This window comes from Oceanirhabdus seepicola (genome assembly GCF_023684385.1).
GTDB lineage: Bacteria > Bacillota > Clostridia > Clostridiales > Clostridiaceae > Oceanirhabdus > Oceanirhabdus seepicola.
This window is the reverse complement of the sequence record NZ_JAGSOJ010000006.1, coordinates 48,604-68,940: the sequence shown is the minus strand read 5'-3', so window position 1 is coordinate 68,940 and position 20,337 is coordinate 48,604. Positions and strand designations below refer to the sequence as shown.

Here is a 20,337-nt window from a genome sequence, read left to right as displayed (position 1 = left end):
GGGGGTTTAATTTCTTAGGCATGTGAAAATAAATAACAAGTCAAAGATGCGAAGTATATTTTGCAAGAATGGGTCGTGTTGGACTGATAGTTGTTCTCTCAGTGGGTTCCAAAGATGAAGTAGTTTGCAAAATAGACGAGTATACTGAGTTGTTATTTATTTGAACTTGCCTTAAATACTTCGGAGGTAAACATGTATAATTTTTCAACAAAAGGTGTATGCGCAAAGAACATAAATTTTGAAATAAGAGAAGGTAAATTAACAAATGTAGAGTTTGTTGGTGGATGCCCTGGTAATTTAATAGGAATATCTACTTTGGTTGAAGGTCTTGCTCCAGAAGACGTTGTTAATCGTCTAAAAGGAATATCTTGCGGTAGTAAGAGCACCTCATGTCCTGATCAATTAGCTTTAGCTATTGAACAATTAGTCTTAGTGAATGCGTAAACTAAGCATACCAATATGTGACTAGTTTAGATGAACCATTGTATTTGAAATACAATGGTTCATCTAAATAAAAGGAGTAAAATTCAACTGTTCAATGAACAATAGAATTTTACTCCTTTTATTTCATAGCTATCTCATCTTGACCCCTTTTATTTTGATATTATCTCTATACCATCTTCAGTTACAAGAATTGTATGTTCCCATTGTGCTGAAAGCGCCCCATCGGCTGTAAATGCTGTCCAGCCATTATCTTCATCTATAAATATTTCATGACTTCCACCATTTATCATAGGTTCAATAGTAAATACCATACCTGGTACTAAAATCATGCCTGTTCCTCTTTTTCCAAAATGGGACACAAAAGGTTCTTCATGAATATGAAGTCCAACTCCATGACCTCCAAACTCCCGAACTACAGAGTATCCATTACTTTCTGCATGCTCTTGAACTGCTGCTGCTATATCCCCTAAAGAACTCTTCCATGGCTTAATCGCCTCTATTCCCTTATATAAACATTCTTTAACTACATCAACAATTCTTCTAGCTTCTTCACTTACCTCACCAATCTGAAACATTCGTGATGCATCTGAGAAGTATTCATTAAGTATCGTGGTTGCATCAACATTTATGATATCTCCATTTTTCAGAATTATATCTTGGTTGGGTATCCCATGACATACCTCGTCGTTAATTGAAGTACAAATACTCTTTGGAAAACCATCATAATTAAGATCAGCTGGTATTCCTCCATTAGATACTGTATATTCATGAGCTAATGTATTTATTTCTTCTGTACTCATGCCTTCTCTAATATTCTCACTAATCAAATCTAAAAGACCATTGTTAATTTTAGCACTTTTTCTTATTCCCTCAATTTGTTCATTGTTCTTAATCATATCTCTTGTTGGAACTTCATATCCTTGTTGTTTTAATTCTTTTAGTTTTTCATCAAAATTCATATGACATTTTTTATATTTTTGACCACTGCCGCACCAACATTTATCATTTCTACTTAAAATCATATACACGCTCCTACTCATATAATTTTATTTAACTACATGTCATTCTCATAAGGCAAGTTGAAATAAATAACAAGTCAGTATACTTCTCTATTTTTACACTCCTAAGGATATATTATTTTATACACCCGCCATGAAAAATACATTCATATACCTTTGTATCATTAAAAAATATTTCTTCATACCCATGAAACCATTCAAATTTTCCATTAACAATGCAATGATATTTATATTGTCCATTTTGGTATACCATAGGTCCACGATATGGATGTTCTTTAGATACTAAAGCTAATGCCTCTTTTAAGAAACTTATTGAAAATCCTTCACAAATAATTCTCCCATTATAATTCATTACCCAAATTGGCATATCGTCCTTCCATAATGCCTCTTCTCCAGCAAATTGCTCTCCACCTAAATATGTATCAATATATTTTAAATTTCCTTCAGTATACTGTAAATCATGCGAATTAGGTCTAGAAGATTGAACTTCCGCACCTTTACCTGCATATGTAGCTTTTTTTGCTGTACATAAAAATTGTATTATATTTTCATTTATATAATCTTCTTTATTATCTTCTATACTCAAACGGCAATTTTCCTCGTAATCATTCACCAATTTATCAATACTTACTTTAAAGAAATCACTTAATGCAATTAATCTAGCAATATCAGGATATGACTTACCAACTTCCCATTTAGCAACTGCTTGTCTTGATATTCCAATAATTTCCGCTAATTTTTCTTGTGATAATCCTTTTTCTTTTCTCAATCTCTGCAACTGTTCTTGAAAACTCATTTTAATCACCCCTAACTCAAGTATACTAATAGAATTATTATATTTCTACCAATTAAACATAACAATTTTGTCAACCACTAGTTGCCTTTATTGAGTTTGTCATCATCACCAGAATGACCACCTCCAATTATAATTGGAAACTTATAGATATCTCCATCAGCTTCGATTATTTCTGAAACATGCGTATGCCCAGAAAATAGTGCATCAATCTCCATATTATTTAGAATATTAGTCCAAATTAAAGTCATTTTCATTTCTAGAATACTCGCACCACTCTTGTATCATTTTTTTGAATGGTGACTACTTTTTTAGGTTTGTCAACAAGGGGCTGTCTCAGAATAGAAAATGATTTCTATGACGAGACAGCCCCTTGTAGACAAACTTACGATATATTATTTTCACTCACTTAATCTAAAGAACTGTATCTAGAATCTCTTCCGTACTAAGTATTCTTCCAAATCCTTGGAGTATACTGTTATGATGTTTTACAGTTGTTTCACCATCAAGAACCTCATTATCAAATGTACTATGTCCATCCTTAACCAATATACTATCATATCCAAGACTAAATGATCTTCTGAATGCAGTATCCATGCAATACTCAGTTTGCATTCCAGCTATTATTAGTTCTTTTGCACCTATACTTTGAAGTATTTCATGTAGCCCCGTATCCTGAAAAGAATCACATTTGTATTTCTTTATGCATTTTTCACCTTCCACTGGGGCAATATCTTCATGAACCTGCCATCCTATAGTACCTTCTCTGAATAATTCGCCTTCTGTCATGGTATGTTGAACAAAAAATACTGGTATATTATTCGCTCTCCCCTTATCTAATATGCTCTTAATATTTCGTACCATCTCAGTTCCTTTGTATGGCTCCGCCCCATCAAACATAAACATCTCTTTTTGAACATCAATAATTAAAATAACTTTCTTTCCCATGGGTTTTCTCTCCTATCTCATATTTACTTGATTCATCTCTTTATAACTATTTATACACAAGGTAACTTTATCCTTCTAATTCTTCAAAAATCTCCCTCTGCACTTGTTTACCTTCAGGTATATCATAAAACATCCAAACATGGATCATCTTTTCATATTCAACAAAATTCACATTTACCCCTTGCTCCTGTAATAAATCTATGAAGATACAACAATCTGGATAGAGAATATCATGTGTTCCTATATAAACTGAAATATCAGGAAGTTCCTTAAAATCTCCATGTATAGGAGAAATATAAGGATTATCTAGATTAAATTCACCTGCATACTGCCTTCCACATTTCTTTATGAACTCTATACTCAAAATTGGATCATCAGGTTCTATATTTACCATTTTAGCATTTTCTCCAGAAACATCGAGGAATGGTGATAGTAGAATAATTCTACTAGGTTTCTTTAATTCCATTTCCTTTATCTTAAGGGCAACTGCAAGAGCCAATCCCCCTCCTGCTGAATCACCCATTAGTATAATTTTTGTATCTTCATACTCATCACATAAATATTTATAGACATTTATACTTTCATTTAAAGCAGCAGGATATGGATTATCTGGCGCAACACTATAATCGATAATCATAACTCTAATACCACTTTCTCTTGACATCTTAGTACAGAACTTCATATGATTTATTGTCTGATGAAAAACATATCCTCCACCATGTAAATAATATACAATGCTTTCTATTTTCATATCATCAGGTGTGATTAAATACCCTACCACATCATTGATTACCTTTTTCTCAATTTTACAACCTCTTTCAAAGAGCTTCTTATTTCCTCTCCATGCCCCCTTTGGAGCTGTTACCTCTAAGGAAACCATGGAACAAATTTTTTTAAGAATTTTACTCTGGATACTCTCTTTATATGCCATTAACCAACCCGCCCTTAATTATGTTGTCTGTATTATACCATCGTAGTTGTTTCACATCAATGACTTGTACTTAATTAATATTTGTTTATTTATATTTAGTTTCTTTAATTAAAATATCTAATATTTACTTATAGTGAAAATACCCTATGTTAAGATATCATAGGGTTTATTTTATCAACTCATATTTTCACAATATTCTGCACAATCCTTACATATTTCTGCACATTTTGGACAATGACTATCTTCATGCATACTGCAGTGTTTCTCGCACTCTCTACAAATCTCTGCGCAAGCCTTACACACTTTGGAAGCGTTTTTACTTCCTCTACTCATAACTTTTATTGCAATAGCACATATATCAGTACAATCTCTCAAACTTTCTATACATTCAATTCTATCTTTCACATCATCTTCTCTTAAGCAAAGAGATAAACACTCTTCACATGCTTGAAGGCAAAGTTTACAACTTTTTAAACATAGTAACATATCTTCATTATGTATATTCCCTACTATTGGCATATCATCACTCCTTAAGGTACATTTAAACACCTAATTTTTTACTTAATATAATAATCAATCACTATTTATTATGCCAATAATATATCTTATTATTATTTTCCCTAATATTCTCCCAAAACTTCTTTATTATATGGTTTAAATAACCTATAATGTCCTTAGACATAATAATATGGAGTGTGAAAATATATGACAATTGTTTTTCTGTGTATCGCAGGTTTTGTAGCAGCATTTGTTGATTCAATAGCAGGTGGTGGTGGTCTAATAAGTGTACCCGCATATTACATGGCTGGATTGCCAACTCACATGGTACTTGGTACAAATAAGTTCTCTGCTACATGTGCATCACTTACAAGCTCGATTAAGTATTTAAAAAGTGGCCATGGCCATAAAAAGTTACTAAAACATGCTTTACCATTTACATTTATCGGTGCCTCTATTGGTGTAACTACCGCTTTACAGATTAATGAAAAAGCATTAAGTAGTATAATTCTAGTAATGGTTATGATTATCGGTGTATCTTCTTTATTTTCAAAATCAGTTGGAATGAAGGAAAATCTTAAACCTATAGATAAAAAGAGAATTGTTCTATTAGTAATATTAGCACTATCCTTAGGTTTCTATGATGGTTTTTTCGGACCAGGAACAGGCTCTTTCTTGATATTTGGGCTAATTCACATTTTCGGATTTGAATTTAAGAAGGCAGGAGCGAATGCCAGGGTTATGAATTTTGTGAGTAATATTTCATCACTTTTTCTATATGCCATAAACTTGAAAATAAATCTTTATTATGGTATACCTGTTGCAATTTTTAGCATACTTGGTGCAAGATTTGGGACAGCCTTTGCTCTAAAAAAAGGAGCAAAAGTTATAAAACCTATATTTGTTACAATGTCACTTCTTCTATCACTTAAACTTTTATTGGTAGACGTACTTAAAATACTTTAAAAGAAGTTGAGAGTGGTACTTAATAAAATACCATTTTAATATATCTAATACTTGATCTATCATTAAACTTACGACAGTACTAAAGATAAAGGAGTGTTAATATCTACTGGTCCATTTCTTTGTGGGCTTATCTGCTACATGATATAAAATCTAAAGTTATGTAGTAGTTGCTCTTATCAAAATCTATTTAGAGAAATATTCAATCGTTAGAAATGATAGATTCCTTTGGGTAAAGGATTAGATTTATAACTTACTGTTAATAAAATCTACAAATTTTCGAGAAGAAGGAATAAGTGACTCTACTTTAAGGAGTATATTGGTAATTATTTATAAGGAATAGTGCAAAAATATTATGGTTTTTAATGCATTGGTTAACTCCAATAGCTTCATCAAATTCTTTATAAAGAATTAATCTAGAGTCAGAAGTTAAATGATCGCCATCAAAGTTAAAACTAATTATAGGATTGAATTTAAATATTTTTTGTATTAAACTATTCATATGAAGTCTACTTTTTATTGGTTTTTTGTCAGAAATCAACCATAATATAGAGGGGGCTTCTTTTATATTATTTTCACCTATTTGGTGCTTATAAATATTTATAATGTGCCATAATATTAAGATTCATGAATAATACATATAAAAGAAAGGACAAAATAAAAGCTATGAAAAACAGAATTTTAATTATAGACGATGATATAGAATTATGCCAATTACTAAAAAAATGTATCGAAAAAGAAGGAATGATAGCTGAATTATCACATACGGGTGCAAGTGGTTTAAATAGATTAGCTGAAAACAAATATTTTCTTCTCATACTTGATATTATGCTGCCGGACATGAGTGGATTTGCAGTACTGTCTGAATTACGAAAATCAAACGCTGTACCAGTTCTTATGTTAACAGCTAAAAATGAAGAAGTAGACAAAGTTAAAGGATTATGGATAGGAGCAGACGATTATCTAACAAAGCCATTTAGAATTAATGAGTTTATGGCACGTGTCAATTCATTAATTCGACGATATACTATGCTGAATTATTTTGATAAACAAACTGCTGTTAGGTTACAACTGAAAGACATGTCTATTGATAAAGAAACCAGAACCGTATTTATAAGTAGGAAGCAAATAAAATTAACTGGAAAAGAATTTGAACTTTTGAATTTCCTTGCCTCTAACAAGGGAAAAATTTATACAAAAAAACAGATTTATAAGCATGTATGGGAAGATGACTATTGTTTTGACGATAACAATATCATGTCCTTTATCAGTAAACTGCGTAAAAAAATTGAATCGGATCCCAATAATCCATTTTATATTCAAACAGTACGTGGAATTGGCTATCGTTTTAATCAGGAGGCATAATTATGGAAAGTATACAGATTTTATTTATACTGCTTATATTTTTAATCTGCATTGCTTTATATTTAATAATACAAATCTTGAAAGTACGCAGGCAACTTGAAACTATATCAGTTGTGTTAGATGATATTGAACAAGGGAATATTAACAGGCGTCTTATTACCAAAAATGGTGATATGACTGCGAAAATTTGCTATAAAATCAATAAAATTGTTATGAATAATAAAGAACAGTTTATAAAATTTCAAAATACAGAGCAAGCATATAAAAAGTTAATGACTAGTCTTTCGCATGATGTTAGAACTCCACTTACATCCTTAATTGGGTATTTGGACGCAATACATAATGAAATTGTTACTGGAAAAGAAAAAGATAACTATATTGAGGTTGCAAGGAATAAAGCATATACTTTGAAGGACTTTGTTGATATGCTGTTTGAATGGATGAAACTGGATTCTAAAGAACGTATTTTCCTCTTTGAAAAAACCGATGTAAATGAATTATCTCGAAGTATCATCTTAGATTGGATACCTATGTTGGAACAATGTGGATTTACTTATAATTTTATAATTCCTGAAACAGAACTCTTCTTAAATCTTGATACCAACGCTTTTACCCGAATTCTCAATAACTTGATTCAAAATGTAATTGTTCACAGTAATGGTAATAGTATAGATGTTGAAGTAGTTTCTCAATACAATTCAACAGTTATTAAAGTTTCAGATAATGGAAAAGGAATATCTGAGTGTGATCTACCTCATGTTTTTGATCGATTGTATAAATGTGATAAATCACGCAGTATAAAAGGAAGTGGTTTAGGTTTGTCTATTGTTCGTGAATTGGTGAAAGCTCATAGTGGGAAAATTGAAGTATTTAGTATTCCCAATCAAATTACTATATTTAAAGTCATTTTACCTTTAGCTTTGTGATTATTCACAGAGTTTTTTATTTGTCTTTCTTAAAAAACAAGGTTTTGGTAAGGTTATGGCAAGGTTAGTCAGTTATAATGAATTTATACCAAAAATGAAAGGAGAGAAATGATGAGAAGTTTTGTGCTTGAAACTAAAAATCTGTTAAAAAAATATAAAGAACAGACAGTTATCAACCAAGTAAATATTCATCTTAGACCAGGAAGAATTTATGGACTGCTTGGGAGAAATGGTGCTGGCAAAACAACAATCATGAAAATGATATTGGGATTGACCAGTATTACGTCTGGTGAAATTTCTGTGTTTGGTCAAAATTTACTAGGGAACGAGAAAAACATTTATCCGCGTATTGGCTCGCTGATTGAAAGGCCTGGTTTTTACCCAAATTTAACTGGAGAGGAAAATTTAAAAGTTTTTTCAAAATTGCGTGGTACAATAAGTAAAGACGCCGTGAAAAAAGCTCTTGATGCAGTAGGTTTGCCTTATAACGATAAAAAACCGTTTTCGCAATATTCTCTTGGTATGAAGCAGCGGCTTGGTATTGCCAATGCCATTATGAATGACCCTGAATTGCTAATTTTGGATGAGCCGAGTAATGGACTTGATCCAATAGGTATTGCGAGTATACGTGATTTTGTTAGAACTTTATCAAGACAAGGGAAAACCATCTTAATTTCAAGTCACAATCTTTCAGAAATCGCACTGATGGCTGATGATATAGGTATTATCCATAAGGGTATTCTTCTGGAAGAAAGTAGCTATATGGAATTGGAAAAGAAAAACAGAAAATATATCTTTTTATGTGTTTCTTCATCTTCCGAAGCAATTCGCATCTTAGAACAGCAATTTGGTATTTCAGACTATTTAATAGATTCCGATAGAACCATTCGCATTTATGAAACAGATAGAAATCCAGCTGAGCTTAATTATGCCCTTACAACAAATAATATCGATGTGTCTGCTTTGCAAGTTTGCAATGACAGTTTGGAAGATTATTTTAAAAAAATCACAGGAGGTGAGGGGATTGCTTAATATCATTACTGCGGAATTCATGAAAATTAAGAATAATAAAATGATTTATATTTGTAGTTTTATTGCTGTAATAATACCTGTGCTTATTGTTATAAAAGACTTATTTTATCTTACCGGTGTCCAAAGAGTAGGGATTGATGCATGGATTAATTCAATAGTAAGTATTGTGCTTTTGTCAGTCTATCCTGTTTTAAGCGGTTTTATTATTACCTATCTGATTCAAAAAGAATATGGAGATCAAACTATCATTAATACATTGACAGCTCCAACTTCTAGGACTTCTTTTTTGTTGAGCAAAGTAATTGTCTGGGCTTTATGGCATATTTCAGCGACAATTATTTGTTTGCTCATTACTTATGTTGGCTGTTGCATTTTATTTCCCGCGCATTTTAGTGTGGATATAGTAATTAAAATTGCTGTATTGTTTTTTAAATGTAGCATATTAAATTTTGTTTCATTATTGCCAGTATTATGGGTTACTATCAAGCAGAAAAAAGTATTCTATCCTTCTTTACTTATTTGCCTTTTATTTGTAATTATAGGAGTTGGCAGCATGAACATGCCTATTGCCTTAGCCAGTATTCTACCTTGGTCTGCTGTTATGGTTTTGTGTTCTTATGAAACAATTAATATCTATTATCTAATTGGAGTATTTTCACTTTCTATATGTGGATTTGCAAGCTTTATACTATCAATTGGCTCATTTAAGTACCAGAATTTATAGAGGAATATGATACTTATGAACTCAAATTTCCCACTACAAAAGAGCCAGTTTTTCCTTCAAAAAATCAGGTAAGCAGGGCACTAAAGTAGTCTACAAATTCTTTTAGGAAAAATAGCGAAAATCACTTTGAAAAAGACCAAAAAAAGAGTTGAAAATTAATACAGTAAATACTAAAAAATGACTGAAAACTTTGAGATGAAGAGTTCAGTCATTTTTAGTGTTTATTACATTTGGATTCCAATTAAAATATTCAAATTGGTTTTATATTCATGCTTTAAATTTTTACCCTTATTTTTTTCTTTAACAATTTTATCACTTTCTTATCTAGTTAATTCAATTATATTCGATTGATAAATTGATGCATAAAAATCTTGTTCTATTGCTATTTTTGTTCTTCCTGTAAAATTTTCAATCTCTAATCTGTTTTTTAATTCATCATATTTTACTTCAACCCTTAGGGTCAGAAACATCCTACGTTCTCTACTCTCAACTATGTTTTTTCTTTACCTATCCATTGCTCCTTCTCTATACTCTTTAGCAAGATTATAAAATCTATATTTCATTAAAACTAAAAGAGTATTCTCAAATATATCATTTGATGTTATCTCTTCTCTCATTAAAGACTCAAGCCTTCTTTCTATCCCTCTGCTAAGTATTTCAACGTCTCCATCTGTTATGGGTTTATGAGTATCTTCAGCTGCATTACGTATAGATGTTTTAACCTTATCTATAGAAAAATCTTGAACACTACCATTTCTTTTTAATACCTTCACAAAACCACCCCTTTGAACAATATTTTATTCTAATTATAACATAAACATAGATATATTTTCTTATTTATTAATCTTTACCATTCACTTTTTTTCCTATATTGTTCAGCAATATGATAAAATCTTTCTTTCATTAGATAAAGTAAAATTGTATCAAATATTTCTTCTGAATCTATAATTTCTTTTCCTATTTCTTTTAATTTATGATTAATGTCCTTTGTAAGAATATCAATGTCTCCCATATTTAATGGTTCATGAGTTTCGTCAGATGCATTAGCAATTGAGTTAGCAACCTTATTTATTTCAAAATTTTCAATTTTCCCATTTCTTTTCTTAACCTTCATAATACCACCCTACTCTCTTCCTTTTCCAGAATCTGTAACCTCTATCAAACCACTCGGATATGGCTCAAAGAAGCTCTGATTCATCAAATTTTTAATATTGAATCTTACTACATAGCTCTTTATAACGTTCATTGGAACACTTAATGGAATTCTCTTATCTTTGAAGTTATCTATTAATTCAAGAATGAATTTTCTCTCTTCCATTGATATATCGCTTGAAAAATATCCCAAACATTTATTGAGTACATTTATATTTGATTTATATCTTGAATTTTTACTAAGAGCTATTACTAACCCTTCTTCATAATCTTTATATGATTCTTCTAGATTTTCCTTACAACCCTTACCTAAAATCTTACCTAATTCTGAGAGTTTTCCTGCATGATAAGACATTAACAAAAGTTTATTATTTTTATGAAACTCTTTTAATTTATCAAGTGATTTCTCTTTTTTTAAGTTTTGGAAATCCTTTAAGGTGTAAACCTTAGTTAAAAAGTCCTCCCTAATTTTAAAATTTTTCAACCTTCCGTCATCCTCTATAGGAGTCCTGTTATAACTTTGACTAATCTTTCCTCCAACAATCCCTCTTCCTTTTTTACTAGTAGCTCCTTTTTCAATTCCACTATAAATCTTAACATCCTTTATTCCACAAGAAGGTGATCTAGTTTTAAGTATGAATCCATCAACTTCCCCAAGTTTTTGGCAAAGAGAATCGGCATACTCATACATGAGTTCACTATAATCATTACCTGTTTGCGGTTGCAAAAGTTTAATAATATTATTATGGTCACTCACTAATCTTATAGGTTTTCTAGGCGTTGGGAGCCCAATTTCCACTTCTGGACAAATAGGTTTAAAGATAACATAATTCTTTAAATTCTCAACAAATTTATTCTTTTCTCCATCGCCATTGTATCTACACCTATCAAAGTTTAGACATTTACTTACCACAATAACAGGTTTATTATTTTCGTCAAATTTTCTCATATATTGATTCCTTATATTTTTATTTTTCCTCCATATTTTTTAATATTTTCCCCTTATTTTTGGTGAAAATTCATACTAATACTAAATCTGATACAGTTTTTTGATTTTAATTCTTATACTTAACACTTGTTTGTGAATAAACTGTTAATTAACCATCCTTTTCATTTAAATTGCCATTTTTATGGGATATAATAATTTTGTAGTGTTTTCCAAGGAGGATTAATATGGATTTAAAACAAAATTTTACTAGCATTTATAAAAAATATGGACACTTCAAACTTTTCTTATTATTTATACCTACGACTTATATATTTTATTTCCTTCAAGTCTATATTGAACCAAAATATATTATGCACGTTAAGTTAGACGATTACATTCCATTTATAAAGTATTTTGTAGTACCGTACGTATTCTGGTATGTATATCTTTTTTGGGGTTATGTTTATTTTGCTTTTTATTCTAAAGAAGAATTTACAAAATTTATCAAATTCATTATTTATGGTGCATTAGCAGCATATGTGGTTTATTTCTTTTTCCCAAATGGACAAGATTTAAGAAATGATATTAGTAATATTTATAATAATGATATCTTCTTGCAGTTAATATACAGCATAAGATCTACGGATCCGCCTGCCAACGTATTTCCAAGCTTGCATGTTTATAATTCTATAGGGATAAATATTGCTATATGCACTAGTTCCGCATTCAAGGATAAAAGATGGGTGAGAATTTTCGCCTATATATCTACAGTTTTAATATCTATGTCTACTGTATGTATCAAGCAGCATTCAATAGTTGATGTATTCGGTGCCATTATTCTATCAGCAATAATGTATATTCTGATTTACAAGCTATCTTTCACAAGAAAAGTAGATCAAGATATTATAACTGAACAATAAAAAACTTAAACATAAAAACAAAACACCAAAATGCTAAGTTCTGCATTTTGGTGTTTTTTATTTTTTCTTTTCTGAGGATTCTCTTTCAACCAACTTCGTATCAATAATATAGCTGTTTATACCATCGTCTTTCTTTTCAAGATGCTTTATCAAAAGTCGAGCTGCAAAAGAACCTAATTTTTCTGCATTTATATCCACAGATGAAAGAGTTGGATGTTGATAAGCGGCAAGTGGTGTATTGTTAAATCCAATAACAGATATATCATCTATTTCCTCTTCTCTTAGTGCTTTCAAAGCACCGAAAGCGATAAGATCATCTGTAGTAACAATTGCACTTGGGTGATCATAAGCAAGAATATGTTTCATAGCTTCATAACCACCTTCTTCAGTGAATTCCTTACGCATGATAAGTTTTTCATCCACTTGTATACCACTATTCTCTATGGCTCTTAAATATCCATCCAATCTATTCATAGTAACATTTAAAACGTGTGGTCCCCCTATGAATCCAATCTTCCTATGCCCCTTTTGAATGAGTTGATTTACAACTGTATACATAGCATGGAAGTTATCATTATCCACCCACAAAATACCATCAGTACTCTCTGGTTTACCAACTACAACAAATGGGTATTGATTTTCCTTGAGATATTGGATACACTTATCATCTTTTCTTATAGTAGTAAGAATGATTCCATCTACCCATCTACTGAACATTAACTTCTTTAAATGTTCAAGTTCTTCGTCTTCTGAAGTAGCGTATGTATATAGTATATAATATCCATTTTTTTGTGCATAATGGCTAACACCTGTCATCACCTGTATGAAGAAAGGATTTTTAAAAATATCCTCTTCTGTACTTGGTAATATTAATCCTAATATCTTTGTTGATTTATTTGCCAAACTTCTGGCAATGGCATTTGGATGATAGTTCAGTTCATCCATTGCTTTATAAACATTCTTTTTTGTTGCATCGCTAATCTTTGGATTATCTGCAATAACCCTAGAAACAGTTGATGGTGATACTCCTGCAAGCTTTGCAACATCTTTTATTGTTACATGCATTTTTTTCACTTCCTATATGCTTTTCTAATTTCCAATAATTATTTATATATCACTTTGTTCTTACTACAATTCCAAGTAACTTCTGTTAATATAAGTCAAAATGCATAAATAACTGCAAGATAATTATACCATCAAATGCGCTTTATTCAACATAAACCTTCCATAATGCATAACATTTCACAAAATTAAGAATTATCTGTTAGGCATATTACAGAGAATCCCCTTCATGCTCACACAAGAAGGAGATTTGATTTCAATTATTTTATAACTTTTTCTGTTTCCCCATGGAATAAATAAATTTTATCCGTTGGCATTTCTAATCTAACCTTATCTCCTGATGTTACTTTGTGGTGAGCATCAATTCTAGCAACTATTCTATTTCCTTGAGTGTCAAGGTGTAAGAAAGTCTCACTTCCCATCATCTCAGCAACTATAATTTCTTCTTCGAATACAGTACCACTAGCATTATCTTCTTTAGATAACATATTTATCCCAGCAGGTCTTATACCTACATATACATCTTTACCAATTTGATTTTCTCTCTTAAGAGCTTTTTGATGCTTCTCGCTTAATTTTATATTTAGCGCTCCAAGCTTTGCAACTACTTCTCCTGCTTCTTCACAAACAACTGCTTTTAAAATGTTCATCTGTGGACTTCCAATGAACTGAGCAACGAAAAGATTTTTTGGATTATCATATGCATTTTGAGGTGTATCAGCCTGCATGATTTCTCCTTTGTTCATAATAACTATTCTACTTCCCATTGTCATGGCTTCAGTTTGATCGTGTGTTACATATACAAAAGTCGTCTGTAGCTCCTTGTGTAATTTAGATATCTCTGCTCTCATCTGAACTCTTAGCTTAGCATCAAGATTTGAAAGAGGTTCATCCATTAAGAAAACTTTTGGTTGTCTTACTATAGCTCTTCCAAGTGCAACTCTCTGTCTCTGACCACCTGACATTTGCTTAGGCTTCTTTTTAAGAAGATCTTCGATTTCAAGAACTTTAGCAGCTTTTCTTACCTTTTCATCTATTTCAGCCTTTGGTACTTTCTTTAACTTTAGTCCAAATGCCATATTTTCATATACTGTCATATGAGGATAAAGTGCATAGTTCTGGAATACCATAGCAATATCTCTATCTTTAGGAGCTTTATCGTTCACACGAGTCCCATCAATACATAATTCACCTTCACTTATCTCTTCAAGACCAGCGATCATTCTTAATGTTGTAGATTTACCACAACCTGATGGACCAACAAGTACAATAAATTCTTTATCAGCTATTTCCATATTGAAATCTTTTACTGAATAATAATCATTTCCTGGATATATCTTTTTAATACCTTTTAAAGTTAAACCTGCCATATGACTCTCCTCCATTATTTTCATTTGTTTCAACTCTATATAATCAATTGTTATGCAAACGTTTTCTATACTATTAATATAACATATCTCTTAATGCAATTAAACAGCATACCGCTAAAATAATAATTTTTGTAGAATGTGACAAAAATATATTAGTTAATCATTGCCGCTCCGATAATTCCCGCATCATTTTTCAATTCTGCTATGCATACTTTACAATTTCCAGATGCTTTGAATAGGGTTCTCTTATTAATCTCTTTAACTAAATCATCAAAGAACAACTCATGACCATTGCATACCCCTCCGCCAATAGCAACCAATTCCAGATCTAATACATTTATAAAATTAGCTATACCAATAGAAAGATATTTAACAAATCTCTGGATAGCGCTTAAACATACTTTATCTCCTTCTTTAGCACAATCAAAAACATCCTTAGTCTCAATTATCCCTTTTGCTATTCTTTGCTCTAACAAACTACTTTCACCATCTTTGATAAGTTTTTTAGCATATTTAACAATAGCTGTCGCTGAAGCAAATGTCTCTAAGCACCCTCTTTGGCCACATCCACACTCATAAAATCCTTCCCCTACAGTAATATGCCCAATTTCAGCTACTCTTCCACTTTTACCTGAGAATAATTCACCATTTAAGATGAATCCACCGCCTACTCCAGTTCCGATAGTCACTAACATTGAATTTCTTGTACCTTTCATTGTTCCATAAAGGTGTTCACATACAGTTGCAGCATTTGCATCATTCTCTACAAGAACCGTCACATCACCAAGTTCTTTTCTTAATTCGCTTCTTAAAGGAACATCTTTCATGCCTAAATTAACACATTCAATTACAGTTCCCTCTATGTAGTTAACAGCTCCTGGTACCCCTATACCTATTGACTCAACTTGCTCAGGAGTTATGCTATTTTTTTTGCATAACTCTTTTATATTCTCTATAATTTTCTCTACAATCGAATTATCTCTTCTTGCTTCTTGAGCTTTAAAAGAAACTCTATCAAGAATTTTCCCATCCTTTACTAACCCTGTTACTATATTTGTTCCTCCAATATCAACGCCTATTCTCATAATTTTCTCCTTTAATAAATAATTTTCTAGTTTCCGAATATAATACTCTTATAACCTATATTATAGTGTATACCAACCTTTCTACGCAATTGAACAAATGCACTAAATTCAATGTATTTTTCTTGTAAACTTTGTTCAATACCAAAAAACTTATGAAATACTCTAAATATACTTTTACAACAAAAACCGTTTATGTTATACTTAGTTTTGTAAGTTGTGCAATCGTTTGAATAAAATTATACAATAAGATAAAAAACATATAGAGGGGGAAGTAACTTGAAGTGTAATGTTAAATTAGATCCATGGAAAATCATTCTTGATCACTACGATGAACATGAAGTTGAAATAGCTGAAAGTTTATTTAGTATTGGAAACGGATGCCTTGGACAAAGAGCTAATTTTGAAGAGAACTACTCTGGTAGAACATTACGTGGTAGCTATATTGCTGGAGTATATTATCCGGATAAAACTAGAGTTGGTTGGTGGAAAAATGGCTATCCTGAGTATTTTGCAAAAGTTCTAAACTCAACTAATTGGATAGGAATAAACGTTACTATAGATGATGAAATACTAGATTTAGCAAAATGTACTATTCTTAATTATTATCATGAGTTAGATATGAAAAATGGAGTTTTAACTAGAAACGTTAAATGTAGACTTCAAAATGATAAAGAAATTGAGTTGAATGCCATTAGATTCATATCAATGGCACAAAAAGAAGTTGGTGCTGTTAGATATTCTATTAAGCCTTTAAACTTTGATGGTAATATTACTTTTGAATCATATCTTGATGGAAATGTTGTTAACAGTGACTCAAATTATGATGAGATTTTCTGGAATAGAATAGATGAGAAATCTTATGAAAATGAAGGATATGTAATGATGGAAACTAAGAAGCTTCCATTCATGGTATGTTCTTACTTAACTTCTGTTTTAACTGTGAACAGCGAAAAAGTTGATTCTAAACCCAACGTAATAGAAAAAGATAAATTCGTATCTGACATATATTCTATCGATGTAAAAAAAGGTGAAGTTGCTCAGGTTGAAAAATTCGTTGCAACTACTTCAAACAGATACTCTGAAAACACTGAACTGCTTAAAAAGACTAAAACAATCTCTAATAAAGCTTGTGAAGCTGGATTTGATGCTTTGCTAGAAGCACACATCAATGTATGGTCTAAAACATGGAATACATGTGATATCACGATTGATGGAGATGTTGCCGCTCAACAAGGAATCAGATTTAACATATTCCAGTTAATGCAAACTTATACTGGTGATGATAGTAGACTTAATATTGGTCCTAAAGGATTTACTGGAGAAAAATATGGTGGTAGTACTTACTGGGATACTGAAGCATATTGTATACCATTCTATTTAAGTACTTGTAATAATGAAGTTGCTAGAAATTTACTTGTTTACAGACATAATCAATTAGATAAAGCTATTGAAAATGCTGAAAAACTTGGATTTACTGATGGTGCTGCGTTATACCCAATGGTAACTATGAATGGTGAAGAGTGTCACAATGAATGGGAAATCACATTTGAAGAGATTCACAGAAATGGTGCAATTGCATACGCTGTTGATTTCTATGAAAGATATACTGGTGACTTCCAGTATGTTGTTGAAAAAGGTATTGATGTAATTGTTGGTATCTCAAGATTTTGGGCACAGAGAGTTAACTTTTCTAAAGCTAAAAACCAATACGTAATGTTAGGTGTTACTGGTCCAAACGAGTATGAGAATAACGTTAACAACAACTGGTATACTAATAAGATTGCTACTTGGACACTTAAGTATACACTTAGATGTTTAAAGAAGATTAAAGAAGAATACGCTGATTACTATAACACTGTTATAGAAAGACTTAATTTTAAAAATGAAGAATTCGAGAAATGGAATCATATCGTTGAAAACATGTATTTCCCATATGATGAGGAACTAGGTGTATTCCTTCAACAAGATAATTTCTTAGACAAAGAAATTCTTCCTGTTAAAGATTTAAATAAATCAAATTTACCACTTAACCAGAAATGGTCATGGGATAGGATTCTACGTTCTTGTTATATTAAACAAGCAGACGTACTTCAAGGAATATATTTCTTTGAAGATGAATATGATATGGAAACAATAAAGAAGAACTTTAACTTCTATGAGCCTATCACTGTTCATGAATCTTCACTATCACCATGTGTTCACAACATCTTAGCCTCAAAAATTGATAATGCTGATAAGGCATACGAGATGTACTTAAGAACATCAAGACTTGACCTAGACAATTATAACAATGATTCTGAGGATGGATGTCATATTACATCTATGGCAGGAACTTGGTTATCTATCGTTCAAGGATTTGCTGGAATGAGAGTTAGACATAATCACATAGAGTTTAACCCAACTCTTCCTGATAACTGGAATGGTTACAACTTCAAGATTTTATACAGAGGTAATAACCTTCAAGTATCTGTAACTAAAGAAGGTACTGATATATCTATTCTTGAAGGAAATGATACAATAGATGTTGTTATCAAAGGTGAGTCATATAAATTAGTTAATAGTAACCCTATTAAAATACAATAAACTACTTAATAATAAAAGAAGGATTGCTCTTTCCCGGGAGCAGTTCTTCTTTTATTTGGTTGGTGATCTGGTATACTCCCATTTTCTAGGTATGTACCAGCCCTCCATGTTTCTATGTTATAATATAGCTATTATAACTAACTTTAGGAGGATTGTGTAATGTTCAATAAACTCACTGATAAGAATTTTAATATTTTATTATTGATAATTAATCTGGTTATTTTAGTAGCCTTTATTATATCAGGTATTTCATTAAGTATAGCCTTCAGTGTTTTAGTATTATTGACTTCTTTTATTCTATGCACTACTCATAAGTGTGATTTTGGGTCACTATTCGTTTTAATTAGTAAGTGCCTAAAAGAAAGCCTTTGGATATGTATTATTATCTTCTTTATTGGAGCTTCAATTTCCGCTTGGATGATATCAGGTGTAGTTCCATCTATAATGTATTATGGATTCATGGTTTTAGATAAGGCACCTGTGAATTTTATATTCTTATGTTTTATTATAACAGGCATCATTTCTTATTTTATGGGAACTGCCATAGGTACAATCAGTTCCATGGGTATTGCTTTACTAGGAATAGCTAAAGGAATAAATGCACCAATAGCACTAACGTTAGGCGCTATAGTTTCTGGTGCTTTCATTGCTGATAAACTCTCCCCTATTTCAGGTCTATTAAATCTCACCTTAAATTCTGTGGGTACAAGCTATAAAAAGTTCTTTAAATCATCTTTATACACATTAATTCCTACAGTTATTTTAACTTCAATACTTTATTTTATCTTCGGCAGTATCCTTTGTCCTAATATAGATACATCAAAGATAACACTATATATGATTGCTTTAAGAGATAACTTTATCATTTCACCCTATCTATTATTAATCCCTTTTGTTGTAGTATTATTGACTTTCTTAGGAGTTAAGACATTATATACTCTTCCTATAGGCACGCTATTAGGTTCCCTCTGTTCCATCATAATACAGAAGGAATCCCTTTATAATACTTTAAATTCTATATTAAATGGCTACTCATTAAAAAATACAACTTCCATTATCTCTCCTTTAATAAGAGGAGGTGGCGCATTCAATATGCTAGAAGTTATTTTAATTGTTGCAGGTTCCATAGTTCTAGTATCTATTCTTGATGAGTATGGAATTTTATATCCTCTCACAGAATTATTCCTTAAAAATATAGTTTCACCACTTAAACTTATCATCAATACTTCCTTATTAAGCTCAGTGATGACCATAGTAACTTGTGATCAAACAATGGGTATAGTTCTCCCTGGGAAGTTGATGAACCAACATTATATAGACTATGAGCTTCAAGAAGATACTCTAGCCAGAACAATCTCTGATACAGGAACAATCATTGCACCTTTAATGCCATGGAATGTTAACTCACTGATTATTTTAGCAATAACTGGAGTGAGTTCACTAGTCTATGCGCCATTTACATTCCTATGCATTTTAAATCCACTGATTTCTGTTGCCGTTTCACACTTACAAATTAAATATACTCACAAGCATGAAAAAGCACGCGCTTAAAAGGTCAACTATGTTTTTCAAGCTTTTCCCCGTCACTTTTTTA

At 31.3% G+C, this 20,337-nt stretch carries 23 protein-coding genes; 9 read left to right on the top strand and 14 right to left on the bottom strand.

What is annotated here, in order from left to right; translation table 11 throughout:
- Nucleotides 1-192 precede the first annotated feature (192 nt).
- Nucleotides 193-444 (top strand): TIGR03905 family TSCPD domain-containing protein, encoded by a 252-nt coding sequence (locus KDK92_RS22170; RefSeq protein ID WP_250861598.1) that lies wholly within the window; start codon nt 193-195, stop codon nt 442-444.
- Nucleotides 445-593: 149 nt separating this feature from the next.
- Here KDK92_RS22170 and KDK92_RS22165 read toward each other — a convergent pair whose 3' ends face one another.
- From KDK92_RS22165 to KDK92_RS22140, 6 genes are all read right to left on the bottom strand, one after another.
- Complete coding sequence (locus KDK92_RS22165) at nt 594-1,466, bottom strand: methionyl aminopeptidase (protein ID WP_250861597.1); 873 nt, start codon at nt 1,464-1,466, stop codon at nt 594-596.
- Nucleotides 1,467-1,578: 112 nt separating this feature from the next.
- Nucleotides 1,579-2,259 carry a DUF5680 domain-containing protein gene (locus tag KDK92_RS22160; protein WP_250861596.1) on the bottom strand — a complete coding sequence of 227 codons (681 nt, stop codon included), beginning with the start codon at nt 2,257-2,259 and terminating at the stop codon, nt 1,579-1,581.
- Between the two features lie 77 nt (nt 2,260-2,336).
- Nucleotides 2,337-2,507 carry a metallophosphoesterase family protein gene (locus KDK92_RS22155; protein WP_250861595.1) on the bottom strand — a complete coding sequence of 57 codons (171 nt, stop codon included), beginning with the start codon at nt 2,505-2,507 and terminating at the stop codon, nt 2,337-2,339.
- Between the two features lie 163 nt (nt 2,508-2,670).
- On the bottom strand, nt 2,671-3,204 hold the full coding sequence (locus tag KDK92_RS22150; RefSeq protein ID WP_250861594.1) for a cysteine hydrolase family protein: 534 nt from the start codon (nt 3,202-3,204) through the stop codon (nt 2,671-2,673).
- Nucleotides 3,205-3,271: 67 nt separating this feature from the next.
- Nucleotides 3,272-4,135 (bottom strand): alpha/beta hydrolase, encoded by an 864-nt coding sequence (locus KDK92_RS22145; protein ID WP_250861593.1) that lies wholly within the window; start codon nt 4,133-4,135, stop codon nt 3,272-3,274.
- 174 nt (nt 4,136-4,309) lie between these two features.
- Nucleotides 4,310-4,654 (bottom strand): four-helix bundle copper-binding protein, encoded by a 345-nt coding sequence (locus KDK92_RS22140; protein ID WP_250861592.1) that lies wholly within the window; start codon nt 4,652-4,654, stop codon nt 4,310-4,312.
- 186 nt (nt 4,655-4,840) lie between these two features.
- On the opposite strand from KDK92_RS22140, the gene KDK92_RS22135 reads away from it, so the two are divergent.
- On the top strand, nt 4,841-5,599 hold the full coding sequence (locus tag KDK92_RS22135; protein ID WP_250861591.1) for a sulfite exporter TauE/SafE family protein: 759 nt from the start codon (nt 4,841-4,843) through the stop codon (nt 5,597-5,599).
- 304 nt (nt 5,600-5,903) lie between these two features.
- On the opposite strand, the gene KDK92_RS22130 is transcribed toward KDK92_RS22135, so the two are convergent.
- On the bottom strand, nt 5,904-6,098 hold the full coding sequence (locus tag KDK92_RS22130) for a transposase (RefSeq protein WP_250861590.1): 195 nt from the start codon (nt 6,096-6,098) through the stop codon (nt 5,904-5,906).
- Between the two features lie 164 nt (nt 6,099-6,262).
- Here KDK92_RS22130 and KDK92_RS22125 point away from each other — a divergent pair, with 164 nt between their 5' ends.
- The 4 genes from KDK92_RS22125 to KDK92_RS22110 all read left to right on the top strand — a co-directional run bounded on the left by KDK92_RS22125 (nt 6,263) and on the right by KDK92_RS22110 (nt 9,643).
- On the top strand, nt 6,263-6,961 hold the full coding sequence (locus tag KDK92_RS22125) for a response regulator transcription factor (protein ID WP_250861589.1): 699 nt from the start codon (nt 6,263-6,265) through the stop codon (nt 6,959-6,961).
- Between the two features lie 2 nt (nt 6,962-6,963).
- On the top strand, nt 6,964-7,887 hold the full coding sequence (locus tag KDK92_RS22120) for a sensor histidine kinase (RefSeq protein ID WP_250861588.1): 924 nt from the start codon (nt 6,964-6,966) through the stop codon (nt 7,885-7,887).
- 111 nt (nt 7,888-7,998) lie between these two features.
- A complete protein-coding gene (locus KDK92_RS22115; protein WP_250861587.1) occupies nt 7,999-8,919 on the top strand; it encodes an ABC transporter ATP-binding protein in 921 nt (306 codons plus the stop codon).
- Nucleotides 8,816-9,643: an ABC transporter permease gene (locus KDK92_RS22110; protein WP_338115286.1), complete on the top strand. Its 828-nt coding sequence runs from the start codon at nt 8,816-8,818 to the stop codon at nt 9,641-9,643. The genes KDK92_RS22115 and KDK92_RS22110 overlap by 104 nt, the downstream gene beginning before the upstream one ends.
- Nucleotides 9,644-9,963: 320 nt before the next feature.
- Here KDK92_RS22110 and KDK92_RS22105 read toward each other — a convergent pair whose 3' ends face one another.
- The 4 genes from KDK92_RS22105 to KDK92_RS22090 form a co-directional block, all read right to left on the bottom strand.
- On the bottom strand, nt 9,964-10,113 hold the full coding sequence (locus tag KDK92_RS22105) for a hypothetical protein (protein WP_250861585.1): 150 nt from the start codon (nt 10,111-10,113) through the stop codon (nt 9,964-9,966).
- A gap of 33 nt (nt 10,114-10,146) precedes the next feature.
- The gene (locus KDK92_RS22100; RefSeq protein WP_250861584.1) at nt 10,147-10,416 is read right to left on the bottom strand and encodes an ATP cone domain-containing protein; all 270 of its coding nucleotides are present in this window, start codon (nt 10,414-10,416) and stop codon (nt 10,147-10,149) included.
- 74 nt (nt 10,417-10,490) lie between these two features.
- Nucleotides 10,491-10,757, bottom strand: a complete 267-nt coding sequence (locus KDK92_RS22095; RefSeq protein WP_250861583.1) for an ATP cone domain-containing protein — start codon at nt 10,755-10,757, stop codon at nt 10,491-10,493.
- A gap of 9 nt (nt 10,758-10,766) precedes the next feature.
- A complete protein-coding gene (locus KDK92_RS22090; protein WP_250861582.1) occupies nt 10,767-11,744 on the bottom strand; it encodes a YbgA family protein in 978 nt (325 codons plus the stop codon).
- Nucleotides 11,745-11,968: 224 nt separating this feature from the next.
- Here KDK92_RS22090 and KDK92_RS22085 point away from each other — a divergent pair, with 224 nt between their 5' ends.
- On the top strand, nt 11,969-12,643 hold the full coding sequence (locus tag KDK92_RS22085) for a phosphatase PAP2 family protein (RefSeq protein WP_250861581.1): 675 nt from the start codon (nt 11,969-11,971) through the stop codon (nt 12,641-12,643).
- A 57-nt stretch (nt 12,644-12,700) separates the two neighbouring features.
- Here KDK92_RS22085 and KDK92_RS22080 read toward each other — a convergent pair whose 3' ends face one another.
- The 3 genes from KDK92_RS22080 to KDK92_RS22070 all read right to left on the bottom strand — a co-directional run bounded on the left by KDK92_RS22080 (nt 12,701) and on the right by KDK92_RS22070 (nt 16,160).
- Nucleotides 12,701-13,708, bottom strand: coding sequence for a LacI family DNA-binding transcriptional regulator (locus tag KDK92_RS22080; protein WP_250861580.1), 1,008 nt, complete (start codon nt 13,706-13,708; stop codon nt 12,701-12,703).
- Nucleotides 13,709-13,965: 257 nt separating this feature from the next.
- Nucleotides 13,966-15,075: an ABC transporter ATP-binding protein gene (locus tag KDK92_RS22075; RefSeq protein ID WP_250861579.1), complete on the bottom strand. Its 1,110-nt coding sequence runs from the start codon at nt 15,073-15,075 to the stop codon at nt 13,966-13,968.
- A gap of 152 nt (nt 15,076-15,227) precedes the next feature.
- Nucleotides 15,228-16,160 (bottom strand): ROK family protein, encoded by a 933-nt coding sequence (locus tag KDK92_RS22070; protein ID WP_250861578.1) that lies wholly within the window; start codon nt 16,158-16,160, stop codon nt 15,228-15,230.
- Between the two features lie 276 nt (nt 16,161-16,436).
- Here KDK92_RS22070 and KDK92_RS22065 point away from each other — a divergent pair, with 276 nt between their 5' ends.
- Together KDK92_RS22065 and KDK92_RS22060 are read left to right on the top strand one after the other, a co-directional pair.
- A complete protein-coding gene (locus KDK92_RS22065; protein WP_250861577.1) occupies nt 16,437-18,743 on the top strand; it encodes a family 65 glycosyl hydrolase domain-containing protein in 2,307 nt (768 codons plus the stop codon).
- A 159-nt stretch (nt 18,744-18,902) separates the two neighbouring features.
- Nucleotides 18,903-20,294, top strand: coding sequence for a Na+/H+ antiporter NhaC family protein (locus KDK92_RS22060; protein ID WP_250861576.1), 1,392 nt, complete (start codon nt 18,903-18,905; stop codon nt 20,292-20,294).
- Nucleotides 20,295-20,337: the final 43 nt, after the last annotated feature.

Bases quoted from the DNA above. Each gene is read 5' to 3' on its own strand.
- KDK92_RS22170 (WP_250861598.1), top strand. From the start codon at position 193: ATGTATAATTTTTCAACAAAAGGTGTATGCGCAAAGAACATAAATTTT.
- KDK92_RS22165 (WP_250861597.1), bottom strand. From the start codon at position 1,466: ATGATTTTAAGTAGAAATGATAAATGTTGGTGCGGCAGTGGTCAAAAA.
- KDK92_RS22160 (WP_250861596.1), bottom strand. From the start codon at position 2,259: ATGAGTTTTCAAGAACAGTTGCAGAGATTGAGAAAAGAAAAAGGATTA.
- KDK92_RS22155 (WP_250861595.1), bottom strand. From the start codon at position 2,507: ATGACTTTAATTTGGACTAATATTCTAAATAATATGGAGATTGATGCA.
- KDK92_RS22150 (WP_250861594.1), bottom strand. From the start codon at position 3,204: ATGGGAAAGAAAGTTATTTTAATTATTGATGTTCAAAAAGAGATGTTT.
- KDK92_RS22145 (WP_250861593.1), bottom strand. From the start codon at position 4,135: ATGGCATATAAAGAGAGTATCCAGAGTAAAATTCTTAAAAAAATTTGT.
- KDK92_RS22140 (WP_250861592.1), bottom strand. From the start codon at position 4,654: ATGCCAATAGTAGGGAATATACATAATGAAGATATGTTACTATGTTTA.
- KDK92_RS22135 (WP_250861591.1), top strand. From the start codon at position 4,841: ATGACAATTGTTTTTCTGTGTATCGCAGGTTTTGTAGCAGCATTTGTT.
- KDK92_RS22130 (WP_250861590.1), bottom strand. From the start codon at position 6,098: ATGAATAGTTTAATACAAAAAATATTTAAATTCAATCCTATAATTAGT.
- KDK92_RS22125 (WP_250861589.1), top strand. From the start codon at position 6,263: ATGAAAAACAGAATTTTAATTATAGACGATGATATAGAATTATGCCAA.
- KDK92_RS22120 (WP_250861588.1), top strand. From the start codon at position 6,964: ATGGAAAGTATACAGATTTTATTTATACTGCTTATATTTTTAATCTGC.
- KDK92_RS22115 (WP_250861587.1), top strand. From the start codon at position 7,999: ATGAGAAGTTTTGTGCTTGAAACTAAAAATCTGTTAAAAAAATATAAA.
- KDK92_RS22110 (WP_338115286.1), top strand. From the start codon at position 8,816: ATGCCCTTACAACAAATAATATCGATGTGTCTGCTTTGCAAGTTTGCA.
- KDK92_RS22105 (WP_250861585.1), bottom strand. From the start codon at position 10,113: ATGTTTCTGACCCTAAGGGTTGAAGTAAAATATGATGAATTAAAAAAC.
- KDK92_RS22095 (WP_250861583.1), bottom strand. From the start codon at position 10,757: ATGAAGGTTAAGAAAAGAAATGGGAAAATTGAAAATTTTGAAATAAAT.
- KDK92_RS22090 (WP_250861582.1), bottom strand. From the start codon at position 11,744: ATGAGAAAATTTGACGAAAATAATAAACCTGTTATTGTGGTAAGTAAA.
- KDK92_RS22085 (WP_250861581.1), top strand. From the start codon at position 11,969: ATGGATTTAAAACAAAATTTTACTAGCATTTATAAAAAATATGGACAC.
- KDK92_RS22080 (WP_250861580.1), bottom strand. From the start codon at position 13,708: ATGCATGTAACAATAAAAGATGTTGCAAAGCTTGCAGGAGTATCACCA.
- KDK92_RS22075 (WP_250861579.1), bottom strand. From the start codon at position 15,075: ATGGCAGGTTTAACTTTAAAAGGTATTAAAAAGATATATCCAGGAAAT.
- KDK92_RS22070 (WP_250861578.1), bottom strand. From the start codon at position 16,160: ATGAGAATAGGCGTTGATATTGGAGGAACAAATATAGTAACAGGGTTA.
- KDK92_RS22060 (WP_250861576.1), top strand. From the start codon at position 18,903: ATGTTCAATAAACTCACTGATAAGAATTTTAATATTTTATTATTGATA.